Below are 16,789 nucleotides of genomic sequence, written 5' to 3'. Positions count from 1 at the left end.
CGTTACGTCATATCTTATCTTTGAATTGTATTATTTGAGGGCAAGATTATGGCTTATACGGTAAAAGAATTAGCAAAGATATCTGGTGTAAGTGTACGTACCCTGCATTGGTACGATGAAATTGGTTTACTTAAACCTTTCTCAAAAGGAGCTAATAATTACCGTTATTATGAAGAGCAGCAACTATTGCGTTTGCAACAAATTCTGTTTTTTAAAGAGCTAGGCTTTGCCTTAAATGATATCCAAAGGCTTCTTTCGCAAAATGACTTTGACAACATTAGAGCATTAAATGCGCATAGAAAAATTTTGGAAGATGAAATCGTTCGTAAAAATGATCTGATCACTACGATCGATAAAACAATTCAACATTTAAGAGGAAAAGAGGCTATGACAGACAAAGAATTATATTTTGGTTTTGATAAAAAACTGCCTAAGAGCAACCAATATACATGTATAGCTCGTGGTACACCAGCAGAAAAAATGTTGGAGCATTTTAAAAAAGATGATGTCATTTGGTCAGAGCAAGAATGGTCTGATTTTAAAAATGAAGTAGATACGCTGGATAAAGCGATTGCGAAATTAATATCAAAAAATGCTAAACCAGAAAGCGAAGATGTACAAGCGCTGATCCAGAAACATTACGAACTGCAATCTAATTTTTTTAATTTGACTCATGATGCTTATTTGGCCTTGATTCACATGTATGAAGATGATGACGCCACGATCAAAACATTTTTTGAAGCTTATCATCCCAAAATGCAAAAATTTATATGCGAAGCAATGAGGCATTATGCAACTAAAATTTTGTAAAACAAATAAATATGGGGCCGGTTTAACTGGCCTCAAGCGACCTTGGGTTCTTTATGCAAAAAGATACTAAATTGAGAGATATTATGACTTTCCCCTACAAAATCATCGATCTAACCCACGTACTTGATAGCACAATCCCTACATGGAATGGTGGATGCGGGTTTAATCATGATGTGCATATCGATTATGCTGATTGCCAAGGTGAAGATAAATTTCGCGTCATGAAAGTGGGAATGCATGCTGGGATTGGCACGCATATGGATGCGCCAAGTCATTGTATTCCTGAGGGGAGATTCATTCATGATTTTGATGTAAATGATTTGGTAATGCAGTGCATGGTGATTGATGTATCAGGTAAATGCTTTGAGCGTTATTCCTTGAGCGTGCAAGATGTAGCCGATTTTGAAAGCAAGTATGGGCTTATTCAAAAAGGCTCATGCGTGATGGTTAAAACCGGTTGGAGCAAATTTTGGCATACACCTTCGAAATATCATAACAACCATGTGTTCCCATCCGTATCCTCTGAAGCCGCATCACTTTTACTTGAACGAGGCGTGAGCGCCATTGGTATTGATACACTCTCGCCCGATCGCCCAGAAGATGGCTTTAAGGTTCATAAACTCTTTTTAGGTGCGGATAAGATCATCATAGAAAATGTAGCAAATCTGGGTATGCTACCGACCGGAAGCTTTGTCATGGTCCTGCCCATCAAAATTAAAGATGGTACAGAAGCGCCGGTAAGGATCGTTGGATTGATTGAAAATGACAATGGAGCAAGCAGGTAAGGATATGGGTGTTAAATATTTTTAAGGACAAGATATGGAAGAAGTTAAACAACATACGAGTAATAAATTATAAAAAGGTTAGTTAAAATGAAATATTGGAAAGTATTAAGCTTGGCGTTTTGCACATTTGCTTTTGCAGTTAATTGCAAAGCACACGCAGGAGTGAAGCAGATTGAGACAAAGTACAATGTTAAAATTGGCGTTTATGCAATTGACACCAATAATGGTAACAGCTTTTCTTATCGTCAGGATGAGCGCTTCCCATTTCAAAGTACTGTTAAGATGCTAGTAGCAGCTGTTGCTTTAAAAAATATTGAAGCTGATGAGAGAATAAAAATTTCTTCAGATGATATTGTGTTTTGGAGTCCTATCGTTCGCCTGAATTTAGATAGAGGTTACATGACGATAAAGGAGCTTGCAGAAGCAGCAATGCGTTATAGTGATAATGCTGCAACTAATATTCTGATTACAAGGCTTGGAGGAACTAAAAGCATTAATGAATTTGCAAAATCAATAGGCGACAGATCATTTAATTTAGAAAATTTAGAACCTAATTTAAACTCAGATCCAAATAATATTCATGATAGCTCTACTCCCAAAGATATGGCCCAAAGTGTTCAAAAATTATTGATAGAAAATAATGTGTTAGGTCAAGAAAATCAGAATATATTAAAAACTTGGATGATGAACAATACTACAGGTTACAAAAAAATCAGATATGGATTGCCTCTAGGTTGGAGCGCGGCAGAAAAAACAGGTGGAGGCTCTGTTATTTCTAATGATATAGGAATTGTATGGTCGCCTGCATGTAAGCCAATAGTACTAGCAATTTATACATTTTCAAATAAAAAAGATAATGCGCAGAAGGCTGATAAAGCGATTGCTGAAACGACTAAATTTATTCTTGATGAGTTTTCTAAGAAAAACCTATGTTTCTCAGCAACGGATTTTAAATAAGATTTATATGGCGGTTAATTTAATGAAATATTTTAAAAATCTCTGTCTTATATTATGTGCATTCATCATTGCAAGTAATGCTTATGCTCTAGAAAGCAAAACGCTTGATATGTTTGACAAGACCCGAGACAGAAATGTTCCTGTGGTTATTTATCAAGGGGAAACGATAAATAAACCCGCGGTGATCATCAGCCATGGCTATGGCATCAAAAATACAGAATATTCGTTTATTGCAAATGCTCTTGCAACACGTGGATATTTCGTAGTGACTATACAGCATGATTTGGAGACGGATAAACCGCTTTCTACAACAGGAAATCTATTTGAAAGAAGAAACCCCCTTTGGGAACGTGGTGTTCAAAACATTTTGTTTGTGATGAATGAACTGCAAAAAATAGAACCACAGTTGAATCTGAACAAAGTGATTTTAATAGGCCATTCTAACGGAGGCGATATGTCTATGTTGATGGCTCAGACTCATCCCAAAATGGTTTCAAAAGTTATTTCACTTGATAGCAGAAGGTATCCTTTCCCAAGAAATCCGAAATTAGAGATTTTACGTTTTGGAGCAATAGATGATGAACCAGATGAAGGGGTCGTACCTGAGTCTGGTGTTCAAGTTATTTATGTGAAAGGTGCTCTGCATATAGATTTGTGTGATCGAGGAAGTCCGGAAATTAAGGATGAAATTCAAAAATCTATTATTCAATTTTTAGATAGGTAAATTATGACAACAATAACATACGAAGAGTTTGAGCGAGTGAATTTGCGCTCTGGTACGATTGTGAAAGTAGAAGAATTTCCAAGGGCAAAAAAGCCGGCATTCAAAGTGTGGGCAGATTTTGGACCTGAGATTGGCGTATTGCAAACATCAGCTCAAGTGACTGTGCATTATACGCCCCAGTTTCTTATTGGGCGCCAGATTGTGGGATGCGTTAATTTGGGAGAAAAGAATATAGCGGGCTTTACCTCTCAGTTTTTGCTTGTGGGATTTGCGGATGAAAGCGGCGCTATATGTTTGATAACAGTTGATCCAAAGGTTCCTAATGGACAAAAAATGCATTGACATAAGACGCTTCATCCTCACTGGTACCCCAGGAAGTGGAAAAACTTCTGTCATCAAAGAGCTAGAAAAATTAGGTCATACTGTTCTTCATGAAGCTGCGACGGATGTCATTAGCATAGAGCAAGCTAAGGGTATAGAAAGACCATGGGAAGAGCACGGGTTTTTAGATAAAATTGCACACATGCAAAAAGAACGCCAGATGAATTCTACCGGAAATATGCAGTTTTATGATCGCTCACCTTTTTGTACCTATGCTCTTGGTAAATATTTATCTCATTGGAGCAATGACGATTTTAAGCCTTCTTCCATATTGCTTGATGAAATTCTTCGTTGCCTAGAGGGTGGAGTCTATCAAAACAAGGTCTTCTTTTTTGAAAATTTGGGCTTTATCGAGCACACTGATGCTAGAAAAATTAGCTACGAAGATGCATTGGTTTTTGAACAGATTCATCTAGATGTTTATAAAGAGTTTGGTTTTGATATTATGATGTTATCAAAAGAGCTGACGGTCACTTATCGATGTGAATTTATTTTGGAACAAGTCGTATGTTAAAAATACTTGATAAAATTTTAGATCAATGGATTTTAGAAGAATTCAAAACCTTCCCTAATCAAGGGATACTCTGGGAAATTATTGAACATCAAAATACAGGAAAAATATTCGAGCTACCATCTAAGGCAATTTTGATTATGGAGAATTGCCCCGATCCATTTTTATTTATTGCAGGTGAGCTGGAAGATGAAGATGTGACGGAGGTCATCTCTCTTGTTGGTGGATTAGAGTTCCCCATGCTGTACTGCCGGGCTAAATATCATCATCTGTTTTTAAAACGCGGCTGGAATTTTCATTTGCGTAGTTCTCTATCGCTGCTTAAACTAAAGCAAATTATATCACCCGATCCTACCCTTGAAATTAAGCCTATCGAATCAATCGATCTTTTTAAACAATGTACCTGGTATAAAGAGCGATCTGAACTTTATGGGGCAGATGAAAATTTTTTACGCCATGGTATCGGCTACGCTTTATGCAAGGGCTCTAGTGTTGTTAGTGAAGCTTATGCAAGTAAGGGCGGTGGATATGCTGAAATAGGCGTTATTACCCATCCTGAGCATAAACGCAAAGGGTATGCTACATTAATTGTCGCTCATCTAATTAACGAATGTAAAAAATTGAAAATCATTCCACAGTGGAGTTGTAATATAGATAATCGAGCCTCTCTTTATACAGGTCTGAATATGGGTTTTGAAATTGATAGCTACTACACGTTACTTGTCCCAGATTGTGGTAATGTTTTATGTCAAAACTTAATAAATTGGTTAGAAAATAATAATTATTGTGCTTGATATTGAGTAACAGCTCGGGGAAAATACAAAATAGGCGTTCCATCAGGGGAACCAAACTCTGCAAACCCAAGTTGTCGACCGTCAGGCAATGTCATGCTTAAGCTATCACTCCTTGTTTTATTGTTCATAATCAAACCTCACATCAATTGCAAATAGTGCCCACCATAAAACATAATGGCGGACAAAATTTTCAAGATAATTTGTTTTCAGCATAAAATCGCATGGCCTCAACTAAATACTCAACCAAGTCAGCATGATATCTGCTATAAAAAGAGCGATAGTCCGGATGATCAAGATACATTTGAGCTAGTCCTTTGTATGTTTCCTTAGTGGGTATCCAAAAATTACTTACCCATGTGTAATGTCTTTGGACTAAGGTTTGTACTTCACTGGAGTTTGGCTTTAAGTGATTATTTACGGCTGCAGCCAAATCTTGATTCAATTGTTCTCCTTCCTCTTTAAATGTCTCCCAGTTAGGCTTTTTCCAATGTGCTACTTTTTGCCAACTTTCATCAATCTGTTGCTGAGATATAACTCCTGTATCAAGCATATATTGTTCATGCTCTTGTTGTTTTTTTGGATCAAAGCCGTCATACATTTCCGCATCACGCATGATTAATTTTCCTCTTATATGTGAAATGGTTTTATCAATCGTCTTGATGAGCGTGTCAGTTCTCGCAAGACTGGATTGAAGTATGGATTTATGAGTATTTAATGCTTCAATTTTATCGAAGTCATTGCTACTGATAATTCCCTTGATGTCATTTAGAGGAAAACCTAATTCACGGAAAAATAAGATTTGCTGAAGCATCAAAAGTTGTTCTTCGCCATAATAACGATACTGATTATCTCCATAAAAAGCAGGCGTTAATAAACCAATCTCATCATAAAAGCGAAGGGTTCGAGTACTGACCCCTGAAAGCTTTGCAAGCTTATTTACCGTGTATTGCATGTTTACTCCTCTGGCTGACTTTCCACACGATAAAGGATGACGTAACGTTAAAGTCAATGGTTTTTTATGAGGCTTTTAGATTTAGTTAAGTATAATCCTTAATTTTGGATTTAAAGCGCCAACCTAACAAGATGACACTTACGCAGGCACCTATAACCATTCCCCACCAAAGCCCGACTCCATTAAGATGGAAGCGAGTGGCAAGTATGTAACCAAAGGGTAAAGCGATTCCCCAGAAACCAATAATGGATGAGAGCAAAGTAAAATGAGTATCTTTTAGCCCTCGCAAGGAGCCAAAGAGAGAAATTCTCGTAGCCTCAATGATTTGAAAAATCGCGCTGATTCCCAAAAACTGTGTTGCAAGGTGTACCGTTTCTAAGTTTTCAGGTTTGTAAATATTAAAATCGATGGAGATTAAGATGCTTGGGAAGGTCCAAAAACAAAGAGCGACAAAAAACATCAAGCTAGCAGACATACAGATTCCAGCATAAGCAGCTTGTTTGGCAGAGGATACCTCACTTGCACCCAGTAAGTGCCCCATACGTACTGTAATTGCTTGGGCGATACAGAAAACAATAGACATAAGCACGCCTAAATACTGCAAGGCGATTTGATTTGCTGCTAAAAGCTCATCTCCAAAAGAACCCATCACCAGGGTTAAGGCGAAGAAAAACGCGACCTCAACGCAGTACATCAAGCCCATGGGTGCACCAACTTTGATTAATTCAAGTAAGTAGGATTTTTTTGTAAGTGTAAATAGATGACTCAGATAGCTTCTGTACTCTTTGTTCATTAAAACATATAGACTTAAGAGGATGAATGTAATCCAATTACCAATGGTAATTCCCCAACCTGCACCTGCAACACCTAGTGCCGGCAATCCAAATTTTCCAAAAATTAAGGCGAAACTGAAGACAATAGTCATTGACATTGTAAGGATGCTAAATATCAAAATCACACGCGCTCGCCCCAAACCAATTATAAATTCCAGTAAAGCAATGACTAGAAAGTTAGGAAATAACCCCCAAGTAAGTGCGTGAAGGTATGATTGTGCAAGAAAAACCGTATGAGGACTCTGACCAAAAATCAGAAAAATAGGAGATATGTTCCAAAAAAAGAATACTGCAGGGATGGATAATAAAATGGCTAACCAAACTCCATCTCTCACCACAAGAGATATACCATGCTTGTCTTTGGCACCGAATTTATGCGCAACTAAAATATTAATGGAGCTTAAAGTTCCAAAAAGAATAACTGCAAAGGTACCAGCAAGCCAACTAACTATAGCACCCGCTGCCAATGCTACTGGACCTAAGTGGGCAAGGAAGATGGTTTCAAAAAAGAAGGTTGCAGACTGAATGAGCCCGGTCATCGCCAGTGGAAGTGCCAAAAGGAGTAAGGGATAAATATTATTTTTAAATTGTTTCACCAAATACTCCCCAAGAAAAGAATGCGTTTTTCGCATTAATGTTTAATAAATTCTAGCATCCAATTTTTTTAGATTATCTATAGAGCACATGCCGCTTAAGAGGACTGTTTTCACTAAGCTTAGGGTGATAAAAATCATCGCTTGGATTATGTTTCCAGTTGGGAATTAATGTCATTCATGAATTGCAGCGCAGTTTTTTCAAACTCATTAAAATGATTCTCGAAACCATGATCTGCACCATTAATAGTAACAAACCTAGAATATATGTTTTCTTTTTCCAAGGCTTGTTTTAAATTCAACTGCTCTTGTAAAGAAACTCTATCATCTGCTGTGCCATAAACGATTAGTACCTTAAGTGTTTTTGGTATATTTGTGAGATTATTGACGGGATTGCGATTCTTAATCCAATTTTCAAAGGTTGTATGAGCACTGTTTTCGAAAAACTGTTTAAAAAGATATTTCATATCAGGTCGTTGTTGCATCGTTACCTGTAGGTCTACGTTACCTGAGACAGAGATGGCTTTATTTACAAGTTGCTGAACGTATTTGCTTTGTTGTAAAGAAAGAAACATTTCCAAAGCACCGCGACTTACCCCCATCATTGTATAAGGTGCCTGCAGTTTTACATTCGAAAAATCTTCAAGACGAGGGATAAACTTAAGAAGGTTTTCAACATCATGGACATCTTCTCCACCAAATTCATCTTTACCTTTATAAATATTTCCGCGATATAAGGTACCTACAACGTTATAGCCCTTAAGAAAAGAGAAACGATTATTGGGTCGCATAAGACCAAAAAATTTATTGCCTCCGCGTAGAAATATTAAAGTTGGGCTTTGTTTTTGATTTGTTAAGTAGCTAAAATATCCAGCTACTTCATGTCCATCACTAAGATACTTGAAAATCACAATCTTACGATCACCACTGATTAAAGGGGCTTTTAATTCAGCAGGGATACTCTCATCTAAAGACAGTTGCTCTGTAATGTCTTTAAAGTCAGTGTTTCCTTTTAATCTATATATTTCGGCTCTGCTTTTAGATAATTTTAAGGATTGATAGTCTTTATATGTCCTGATAATAACATTATGGTACGTGGCAATTAACACAACAAAAATTAGAATAATTAGCAAACTTATTTTTTTAATCATGGCTGTTCGTTTTGTAGGAAAAACTCATGTAGTTTTTCTCGTAATAATTTCTTATCAGGTAGTTGAGTTTTATATTCTGCGATTACTGCTGGTGATAAGGTTCTATTTAGAGCAAATTCAACAACTTCATCATCTTTATTTGCACACAGTAATATTCCAATAGCTGGATTTTCATGTTGTTTTTTTACATTTTGATCTAATGCTTCAAGATAAAAAGAAAGCTTGCCTAAATATTCTGGTTCAAAACGGCCTACTTTTAATTCAAATGCAACCAAACAGTTCAATCCCCGATGAAAAAATAATAAATCTATAGCAAAATCTCGATTACCAACTTGGATAGGATATTCTGAGCCAACAAAGCAAAAATCTTTTCCTAATTCAATTAAAAAATCTTTTAGTTTATGCAATAACCCTCGTTGTAAATCTATTTCATCATGTCCATCTGGTAAATCCAAAAACTCTACCATATAGGCATCTTTAAATATGCTAATTGCTTCTGGCCTTAATTCAGTAAGTATCTTAGAGCTTTTTTGAGGGTGTAATATTGCTCGTTCAAAAAGAGCGGCTTTTAATTGTCGCTCTAGTTCTCGCTTGCTCCACTGTTCGCGAATGGCTTGATTAACATAAAAAAGTCGTTCTTCTCTACTCTTGCTTTGACTCAATATAATTAAATTATGAGTCCATGGTAATTGTCTCACCAGTGGTGAGATAATTTCATCGTGGCAATATGTTTCATAAAACTGACGCATCCTAAATAGATTTACTTTAGTAAAACCCCGCAATCCTGGTAGAGTTTCAGCAATATGGCTAGCCAATTGAGGGATAATTGCATCACCCCATTCTGCATTTTTTATTTTCAGGCTAATGTATTGTCCAACTTGCCAATATAAATCAACCAGCAAGGTATTAACTGCTTTATAAGCTTTTTCACGAGCATTATGAATTAACCCGATTATTTCAGAGAATTGCACTATCTGATTGTTTGTAATGTTTTTATCCATATGAAGGTATTCAAAATAAAATTGTTAATTTTGTCAGGCGACATTCCTAATAAATTGCACCACGACTCCAATGATATCGAGTTTAATATCATCACCTACTTTAATGTTTGGCCAATTATCATTTAACGTTAATAATTCAAATTCTGGTGAAGTATAAGATAATTTTTTGTACTGGCAAATGATCACTTCAGATTTACCATCCATCCTAACTACTACATAATTTCCCGGTTTTGGCTGCGCAGAAGAATCGATCACCAGTGTATCATTCAGTCTGAACTCAGGCATCATACTGTCATCAATCATCTTTAAAGCAAAAGCATCTCCTTCTAATGTTGGTAATAACGCTGCGCTAACAGAAATTAGTACAGCATTATCTGAACTACCTTGTTCACGTAGTTCATTGAGACAATGTTTGGCATCACATGCCTGATGATGGTTGAATAAGGGAATCAACCTACTGAGTTTTTTTGTTTGGTTCTCTTGTTTTTCATCCGATAAGCACATTAAAAAAGCCGCGGGTACTTCTAACGCATTAGCCAACTGTTTAATTTCCTCAGGCCCAGGGGTGCGTAGCCCATTTTCCCAATTATTAATTCTCGATTGCTTGAGATCGGTAGTCAAATTTGCCAACCCTTGTTGGCTCAATCCCTTTGCTTTACGTGCCTCATAAATTCGTTGGCCAATTTTTTCTTTAATCGTGGACACTATCCCCCCCCCTAAAAAAATTGAAATCACTCTTGATTAACCACAAATCGTGCTATATCATAAGCATTAATTAGCACATTGAGTGACAATAAATATGTTTATTGAGTTCAATTTATCATAAAAACAATATAAAAACGAGAAATTTGGATATTTTTATGCATAGTTATTTAAAAATAACTTCACAAGAACTTAGTGCATTAATGGGGTTACCCTATCTTCAGCAGGTTACTTACTTGCTAGGCATAAGACCTTATATGGATGCCACTACTTCGCTTGTTGGAATCAAAAGAGGCATTAGTTACCAATCATTGGCGGAAACCTTATACGTTGAACCGCATCAAGGGATTCAATCAGGTAGTCCTAGCCGCCAACAATTAAGACGGGTGATCAAAGCCTTAGAACGTGCAGGACTAGTGTATATACAATCCGATGATAAACACCTCATTTTAAAATGCTTGTTGGCTAATTCGAATTATTCTGTCCAAAATAAAGCCGACACAAACCCGACACAGCAAGCCGACACAAACCCAGCACAAAGACGATCAATAAAATCAAGCGTAGTAGAGGTTATCGACACAAATCCAGACATACCTCAACCCCTAAAAGCCGACACACCTCATATAGAAGATAATTATTTATATATTTTCTTGCAGCAAATGTTCGAGCAATTTTGGTTGCTTTACCCTGAGAAAAAATCGCGTGAATGTGCGTTTGAAACTTTTAAGAAAATCAATCCGGATGATCAGCTCCTAAGAACTATGCTGCAAGCGATTGAAGGCCAAATTAAAGCCCGCAGTGCAAAAGAGTCACGCGGTGAGTGGGTGCCAGCTTGGAAATATCCAGCAAACTGGTTGGCACAAAAATGCTGGGAAGATGAAGTCACAATTGAAGTAACTGAGGAGAAAAGGAATGCAAAGCATCGCCCAAGTACTAAAAACACAACCCATGATCCATTCTGGAACTCAGAAACAGAAGACACAGCAAGCGCCAGTGAAGATGAATACAAGCCAAACAACATCATCAACCTGCAATGCTACCGACAGCAATAAAAAGTGTATTGAGAATCTGTTTACACGCTTTGCTGTCTTTTATGGGCACCTGTGGCGCAGTCAGTTTAAGAGCGACGGATTTTTGGAGTTTGCCAAAAATGAATGGCTGGAGGGGTTAAGTCGATTCAGTGATGACACTTTGAATCACGCCATCATTGAATGTCGGGACCATTGTGAAATGCCACCAAGTTTGCCTCAGTTAATTGGCATTTGTCGTGACATAAAAAAGCGAAATAACGTTTATGTCGCACCCAAAGAATTTGCCCCTGCAAATAAAGAGGTCGCGTTCGCTGCCATCAAACAGTGCAAAGCATTTTTATTTTAAAAACTACAGGAGAAAACACATGTTGGTATTAACAAGAAGAGTCGGGGAGTCTGTCGTTATCCATGATGATGTTTACTGCACGATCGTAGGATATCGGGATGGAGAAGTACGGCTAGCTTTTGACGCACCTAAATCCATTCCCGTCCATCGTGATGAAATTCAGCGACGTATCTATCGAGAACGCCAAAAAGATAAATGGTTTCATGACAATGCTCCAAATAAGGAAAGCATTGTTGACCGTTTAATCAGCAAATTCAAGAGCAGCGTAAAACTTAGTGAATATCATAAATAACAAAATCATCAATCAGGAATTAACCAAAATGATAGATCAAGAAGAACAAAGTATAACGGTTAAAGATAGAGCCTGCGAAAAGCTAAAGCGTGATTTAGGTGGTTTGATTATAGGCGCGCTTAGTGATCCTAAAACGGTAGAAATCATGCTCAATGCAGATGGCAGACTTTGGCAAGAGCGCCTGGGTGAAAGGATGCGTTGTATCGGAAGTATCAACGAGGCACGGGCGGAGAGCATTATCAAAACAGTTGCGGGGTTTCATGGTAAGGAAGTTACCCGCTTTAAGCCCTTGTTGGAAGGTGAACTGCCTCTGGATGGGTCGCGTTTTGCTGGGCAGCTTCCGCCAGTTGTTTCACGACCGACCTTTGCAATTCGCAAAAAAGCGCTGTCGGTTTTTACCCTCCATCACTATGTAGAGTCGGCGATTATGACCGAAGCGCAGTGTGAGGCCATTGAACAGGCGGTTGCAGCACATCGCAATATCTTGGTTATTGGTGGCACTGGATCAGGAAAGACCACCTTGGTTAACGCCATCATCAATGAAATGGTGATTCATGCGCCTCAAGAACGCATTTTTATCATTGAGGATACCGGCGAAATCCAGTGTGCCGCTAAAAACTGTGTCCAATATCACACGACCATTGATGTAAACATGACCCAGCTGTTGAAAACCACGCTCAGGATGCGCCCCGACAGAATTATTGTTGGCGAAGTTCGTGGTTCTGAGGCTTTGGATTTGCTGGATGCCTGGAATACCGGGCATGAAGGCGGTACTGCAACTCTCCATGCCAATAACTGTCTGGCCGGTCTTTATCGTTTGAAATCATTGATTACCAGAAACCCTGCAGCACCCGCTGAGATTGAGCCGCTGATTGGCGAGGCTGTGCATTGTGTTGTGCATATCGCCAGAACACCGCAGGGTCGTAGGGTAGAAGAAATCATCTCGGTTCATGGCTATGAGAATGGTCATTACAACATTGAAAAACTTGTTTAAGGAGAAAATGAATGCACCAAGTAACCCGATTGAATCAAAAGAACTTTGTCTTGATGGGATTAACGATTTTGTTTTTGCTGTTAATCACCCATCCAGCCTTAGCAGCAACGGCTGGTGGCGGCCTTCCCTTTGACTCGTGGCTCACCAAAATTCAAAAATCTGTCACAGGACCCTTTGCCTTTAGTGCGGCCATTATCGGTCTGGTTGCTGCAGGGGCAACGCTGATTTTTGGTGGTGAGTTAAATGGCTTTATGCGCTCCTTAATCTTTTTTGTTCTAGTGCTAGCTTTTTTAGTTGCTGCTCAAAATACCATGACGGCTATTACCGGAAAAGGCGCTGAAATTTCCAAGCCCTCTACGATAACAATTGCGCAGGATATCCAGTCATGAGTTTGCGCACTATCCCAATCCGCCAATGTGGAAACCGCCCGAGTCTTTTCATGGGCGGTGACCGAGAGCTCGTGATGTTTTCAGGTTTGCTGTCCGCCATTCTGATATTTGCAGCTCAAGACTGGCTAGCGGCCTTTGTTGGGGTATTGATGTGGTTTTCAGCCTTAAAAGGTCTTCGTCTCATGGCCAAATCAGATCCATCAATGCGAGCAATTTATCTGAGACAAAGACGCTATCAGGCCTATTATCCAGCGCGCTCAACCCCGTTTAGGACTAATCGAAGAGGTTATCAATGATTGAATTAATCAGTTTTTTAATCAGCAGCACAGGGCTTGTTCTTTTAAGCCTGTTGTTCTGGGAAATCCGCTTGAAAACACGTGAACGACTTTTAAAAAAACACAGGTCGCACCAAGCTGGTTTGAGCGATTTGCTCAACTATGCTGCCGTGATTGATGATGGGGTGATTGTTGGTAAAAACGGCTCATTCATGACCGCCTGGCTTTATAGTGGTGAAGACATTGCCAATACCACCGATGAGGCGCGAGAAATGCTTTCATTTCGTATCAATCAGGCCTTATCGGCCATGGGTAATGGGTGGATGATCCATGTTGATGCGGTGCGACGGGCCGCGCCTGGTTACAGCGATATAAATCATTCGCATTTTCCTGATGCCATTTCTTTAGCTGTTGATGAGGAAAGACGGGCACTATTTGAACAACTGGGAACCCTTTATGAAGGGTATTTCGTGATTACCTTGACCTGGTTTCCCCCTGTATTGGCGCAAAAGCGTTTTGTAGAGTTGATGTTTGATGACGATGGCGTTCATTTGAGTGATAAAGCCAAAACCGATCAGTTGATCGAGGAATTTAATCAATCTTGCCGGAACTTTGAGTCGCGGATGAGTTCTGGGCTTCATCTTGAAAGACTGGTTGCTGAAAAGGAGTCTAATTCGCCTGTCCATGATAATTTCTTAAGACACTTACAATTTTGCATCACAGGCCTTAATCATCCGGTTAACCTGCCTAAAAACCCGATTTATCTTGATGCCTTGATTGGCGGCCAGGAGCTGGTCACAGGGATTACCCCTAAAATTGGCAGAAAGTTCATTCAATGCGTGGCGATTGAAGGCTTTCCCATGGAGTCTTTTCCCGGGATTTTAACGGCACTGACCCAATTGCCGGTTGAATACCGTTGGAGTTCTCGCTTTATCTTTATGGATGCGCATGAGGCCGTCGCGCATTTCACTAAGTATCGTAAAAAATGGAAACAAAAAGTGAGAGGCTTTTTTGATCAGGTTTTTAATACCAACTCTGGGGTAATTGATGAGGATGCACTGGATATGGTCAAAGACGCGCAATCAGCCATTGCAGAAACCAATTCAGGCATGGTCGGCCAAGGTTATTACACCTCGGTTGTTATATTGATGGATGAAGACAGAGTTTTAGTTGAAAAAGCAGCATTGATGATTGAAAAGAACATCAATGCCTTAGGCTTTACCGCAAGAACTGAAACCATTAATACCCTCGATGCCTTCATGGGCAGCTTGCCAGGTCATGGAGTTGAAAATATCAGAAGGCCTTTGATTAACACCATGAATCTGGCGGATTTGTTACCGACGTCCAGCATCTGGACAGGTGAGAATAAGGCGCCTTGCCCCTTGTTCCCTGCATTGTCACCGCCCTTGCTCCATTGTGTCACCAGCGGAAATACACCTTTCAGGCTGAACCTCCATGTTAGGGATTTGGGCCATGGCATCATGTTTGGTCCAACCCGTTCGGGTAAATCAACCCATCTCGGGTTAATTGCCTTGTCCTGGCGGCGATATAAAGAGGCGCGTATTTATTCTTTTGATAAAGGCATGTCGATGTACCCCACCTGCAAGGCAACCGGTGGCGAGCATTACACTATTGCCGATAAAGCATCAACGCTTACCTTCGCACCCCTGCAGTTTTTATCGGCTAAAGCAGACAGGGCATGGGCTATGGAATGGATTGATACCATTCTGGCCTTAAATGGCTTAAACACAACGCCTGCCCAGCGTAATGAGATTGGCCATGCCATCATGAGCATGCATCAAAGTGGCTCTAAAACTTTGTCTGAATTTGTCATGACTATTCAGGACGAACCTATTCGTGAAACCCTAAAACAATACACTATTGATGGTCTGATGGGACATTTATTAGATGCCGAAAGCGATGGTCTTGGTTTGTCCTCCTTTATGACATTTGAAATTGAGCATCTCATGGGTTTGGGTGAGAAATTCGCCTTACCAGTTTTACTATATTTGTTTAGACGGATTGAAACCTCGTTGGATGGCAGACCAACCCTTATCCTGTTGGATGAGGCCTGGTTGATGCTGGCGCATCCGGTGTTTAAAAATAAAATTGCCGAGTGGCTTGATTCCATGGCCAAGAAAAACTGTGTGGTCTTTATGGCAACACAGCATTTATCACACGCAGCAGGCTCTGGCATTCTCGACATTATCGTTGAATCCACCGCCACAAAAATCTTTTTACCTAATCTTTTTGCTCGTGATCCAGAGACACGGTTGATTTATGAGCGCATGGGCTTAAACCCGCGACAAATCGACATCATAGCCACCGCCCAACCCAAACGCGATTACTACTACGTCAGTGAAAAAGGCCAGCGGCTTTATCAGTTGGCATTAGGACCGCGGGCGTTAGCCTTTGTCGGGTCAACCGATCCTGACTCTATCGCGCGGATGAAACAGCTGGAACAACAATTTGGCGAACAATGGGTGAATTACTGGCTCTTGGAAAAAGGCCTCACGTTGAACCAATATGGAGAAGCAGCATGAATAAAATCAGACAATGGCTAACGCCCGCATCCAAAAAACTAAAACTCACGAATAACCCTTATCTCAATGCCAAAAGAGCCTGGAATACACACACCGCAGGCTTGATGAAATCACTGCAAATCTGGCAGCTGATAGGCTTAAGCAGTTTACTGGTAGCCTTGGCTGCCGTTGGCGGATTGATTGCGATTGGAAGCCAGTCAAAGTTTGTTCCCCTGGTATTTCAGCAGGATTACAGCGGTAACACCCTTTCAGTGACTCGTGCTGACCGAGTTGGACAGGCAAGTATTGATGATTATCGCACCACGGCTGCGCATTTCATTGAGAACCTGCGCATGGTTAGTGCCGATAGCGAGTTGCAGAAAAAGGCTGTTTTTCAGGTCTATGCCTATTTAAACCAAAACGATGCGGCACTCACCAAGGTTCAGGAATTCTACAGCGACAAGCAACAATCCAATCCCTTTGAAAGAGCAGCCCATGAGCTGGTCAGTATCGAAATCAGATCTGTTCTGAAAGAGACTGAGGACACCTGGCAGGTTGATTGGATTGAGACGGCTAGAAATCGCGATGGAACCATTAAACAAAAGCCTGCCTTGATGAAGGCTATTGTCACCATGTATCAGGAAAGTGAGATCAATGACATTGCCAGTGAGTCCATTTTGAAAAACCCGCACCTGATTTATATCCGCGATTTTAACTGGTCTTATGACTTAAAACATGGGGAATAG

The 16,789-nt window shown here is 39.8% G+C and carries 21 protein-coding genes; 15 read left to right on the top strand and 6 right to left on the bottom strand.

All coding sequences use genetic code 11. The features are described 5' to 3' along the window. The first annotated feature begins 48 nt into the window (after positions 1–48). From Lsan_RS14220 to Lsan_RS14190, 7 genes are all read left to right on the top strand, one after another. Positions 49–810, top strand: coding sequence for a MerR family transcriptional regulator (locus Lsan_RS14220; protein WP_006871024.1), 762 nt, complete (start codon positions 49–51; stop codon positions 808–810). A 53-nt stretch (positions 811–863) separates the two neighbouring features. Continuing rightward, a complete protein-coding gene (locus tag Lsan_RS14215; RefSeq protein WP_006871025.1) occupies positions 864–1,595 on the top strand; it encodes a cyclase family protein in 732 nt (243 codons plus the stop codon). A gap of 87 nt (positions 1,596–1,682) precedes the next feature. Next, positions 1,683–2,552, top strand: a complete 870-nt coding sequence (gene bla, locus Lsan_RS14210) for a class A beta-lactamase (RefSeq protein ID WP_006871026.1) — start codon at positions 1,683–1,685, stop codon at positions 2,550–2,552. A 22-nt stretch (positions 2,553–2,574) separates the two neighbouring features. Then, positions 2,575–3,276, top strand: coding sequence for an alpha/beta fold hydrolase (locus tag Lsan_RS14205; protein ID WP_006871027.1), 702 nt, complete (start codon positions 2,575–2,577; stop codon positions 3,274–3,276). Positions 3,277–3,279: 3 nt separating this feature from the next. Further along, on the top strand, positions 3,280–3,618 hold the full coding sequence (locus Lsan_RS14200; RefSeq protein ID WP_006871028.1) for a tRNA-binding protein: 339 nt from the start codon (positions 3,280–3,282) through the stop codon (positions 3,616–3,618). Next, on the top strand, positions 3,599–4,171 hold the full coding sequence (locus tag Lsan_RS14195; RefSeq protein ID WP_006871029.1) for an AAA family ATPase: 573 nt from the start codon (positions 3,599–3,601) through the stop codon (positions 4,169–4,171). The genes Lsan_RS14200 and Lsan_RS14195 overlap by 20 nt, the downstream gene beginning before the upstream one ends. Beyond that, positions 4,165–4,962 (top strand): GNAT family N-acetyltransferase, encoded by a 798-nt coding sequence (locus Lsan_RS14190; RefSeq protein WP_006871030.1) that lies wholly within the window; start codon positions 4,165–4,167, stop codon positions 4,960–4,962. Before Lsan_RS14195 ends, Lsan_RS14190 begins: the two co-directional genes overlap by 7 nt. Here Lsan_RS14190 and Lsan_RS22195 read toward each other — a convergent pair. The 6 genes from Lsan_RS22195 to Lsan_RS14165 form a co-directional block, all read right to left on the bottom strand. After that, positions 4,950–5,090 (bottom strand): hypothetical protein, encoded by a 141-nt coding sequence (locus tag Lsan_RS22195; protein ID WP_006871031.1) that lies wholly within the window; start codon positions 5,088–5,090, stop codon positions 4,950–4,952. The genes Lsan_RS14190 and Lsan_RS22195 overlap by 13 nt on opposite strands. Before the next feature lie 62 nt (positions 5,091–5,152). Beyond that, positions 5,153–5,914, bottom strand: a complete 762-nt coding sequence (locus tag Lsan_RS14185) for a MerR family transcriptional regulator (protein ID WP_058514825.1) — start codon at positions 5,912–5,914, stop codon at positions 5,153–5,155. 85 nt (positions 5,915–5,999) lie between these two features. Further along, on the bottom strand, positions 6,000–7,343 hold the full coding sequence (locus Lsan_RS14180) for an MATE family efflux transporter (protein WP_006871033.1): 1,344 nt from the start codon (positions 7,341–7,343) through the stop codon (positions 6,000–6,002). 146 nt (positions 7,344–7,489) lie between these two features. Next, positions 7,490–8,491 carry an alpha/beta hydrolase family protein gene (locus Lsan_RS14175; protein ID WP_006871034.1) on the bottom strand — a complete coding sequence of 334 codons (1,002 nt, stop codon included), beginning with the start codon at positions 8,489–8,491 and terminating at the stop codon, positions 7,490–7,492. Beyond that, the gene (locus tag Lsan_RS14170; RefSeq protein ID WP_006871035.1) at positions 8,488–9,492 is read right to left on the bottom strand and encodes a PDDEXK nuclease domain-containing protein; all 1,005 of its coding nucleotides are present in this window, start codon (positions 9,490–9,492) and stop codon (positions 8,488–8,490) included. The genes Lsan_RS14175 and Lsan_RS14170 overlap by 4 nt, the downstream gene beginning before the upstream one ends. 33 nt (positions 9,493–9,525) lie before the next feature. Then, positions 9,526–10,197, bottom strand: a complete 672-nt coding sequence (locus tag Lsan_RS14165) for a helix-turn-helix domain-containing protein (RefSeq protein WP_058514824.1) — start codon at positions 10,195–10,197, stop codon at positions 9,526–9,528. A gap of 155 nt (positions 10,198–10,352) precedes the next feature. Here Lsan_RS14165 and Lsan_RS14160 point away from each other — a divergent pair, with 155 nt between their 5' ends. Genes Lsan_RS14160 through Lsan_RS14125 form a run of 8 tightly spaced genes read left to right on the top strand, consistent with a single transcriptional unit; the run spans position 10,353 to position 16,789 of the window. After that, positions 10,353–11,246: a hypothetical protein gene (locus tag Lsan_RS14160; protein WP_006871037.1), complete on the top strand. Its 894-nt coding sequence runs from the start codon at positions 10,353–10,355 to the stop codon at positions 11,244–11,246. Positions 11,247–11,262: 16 nt separating this feature from the next. Beyond that, a complete protein-coding gene (locus tag Lsan_RS14155) occupies positions 11,263–11,571 on the top strand; it encodes a hypothetical protein (protein WP_040535194.1) in 309 nt (102 codons plus the stop codon). 19 nt (positions 11,572–11,590) lie between these two features. Continuing rightward, positions 11,591–11,863 carry a carbon storage regulator CsrA gene (gene csrA / locus Lsan_RS14150; protein WP_006871039.1) on the top strand — a complete coding sequence of 91 codons (273 nt, stop codon included), beginning with the start codon at positions 11,591–11,593 and terminating at the stop codon, positions 11,861–11,863. Between the two features lie 28 nt (positions 11,864–11,891). After that, complete coding sequence (gene trbB, locus Lsan_RS14145) at positions 11,892–12,857, top strand: P-type conjugative transfer ATPase TrbB (RefSeq protein WP_058514946.1); 966 nt, start codon at positions 11,892–11,894, stop codon at positions 12,855–12,857. 11 nt (positions 12,858–12,868) lie between these two features. Further along, complete coding sequence (locus tag Lsan_RS14140) at positions 12,869–13,246, top strand: TrbC/VirB2 family protein (RefSeq protein WP_006871041.1); 378 nt, start codon at positions 12,869–12,871, stop codon at positions 13,244–13,246. Next, positions 13,243–13,542 carry a conjugal transfer protein TrbD gene (locus Lsan_RS14135; RefSeq protein ID WP_040535119.1) on the top strand — a complete coding sequence of 100 codons (300 nt, stop codon included), beginning with the start codon at positions 13,243–13,245 and terminating at the stop codon, positions 13,540–13,542. The genes Lsan_RS14140 and Lsan_RS14135 overlap by 4 nt, the downstream gene beginning before the upstream one ends. Further along, positions 13,539–16,064 carry a VirB4 family type IV secretion/conjugal transfer ATPase gene (locus tag Lsan_RS14130; RefSeq protein WP_006871043.1) on the top strand — a complete coding sequence of 842 codons (2,526 nt, stop codon included), beginning with the start codon at positions 13,539–13,541 and terminating at the stop codon, positions 16,062–16,064. The genes Lsan_RS14135 and Lsan_RS14130 overlap by 4 nt, the downstream gene beginning before the upstream one ends. Then, the gene (locus tag Lsan_RS14125) at positions 16,061–16,789 is read left to right on the top strand and encodes a conjugal transfer protein TrbF (protein ID WP_006871044.1); all 729 of its coding nucleotides are present in this window, start codon (positions 16,061–16,063) and stop codon (positions 16,787–16,789) included. Before Lsan_RS14130 ends, Lsan_RS14125 begins: the two co-directional genes overlap by 4 nt.

Origin of the sequence: Legionella santicrucis (assembly GCF_001468135.1) — a bacterium.
Classification (GTDB): domain Bacteria; phylum Pseudomonadota; class Gammaproteobacteria; order Legionellales; family Legionellaceae; genus Legionella; species Legionella santicrucis.
The sequence above is the reverse complement of the archived record's forward strand: the minus strand, read 5'-3'. Positions and strand labels throughout refer to the sequence as shown.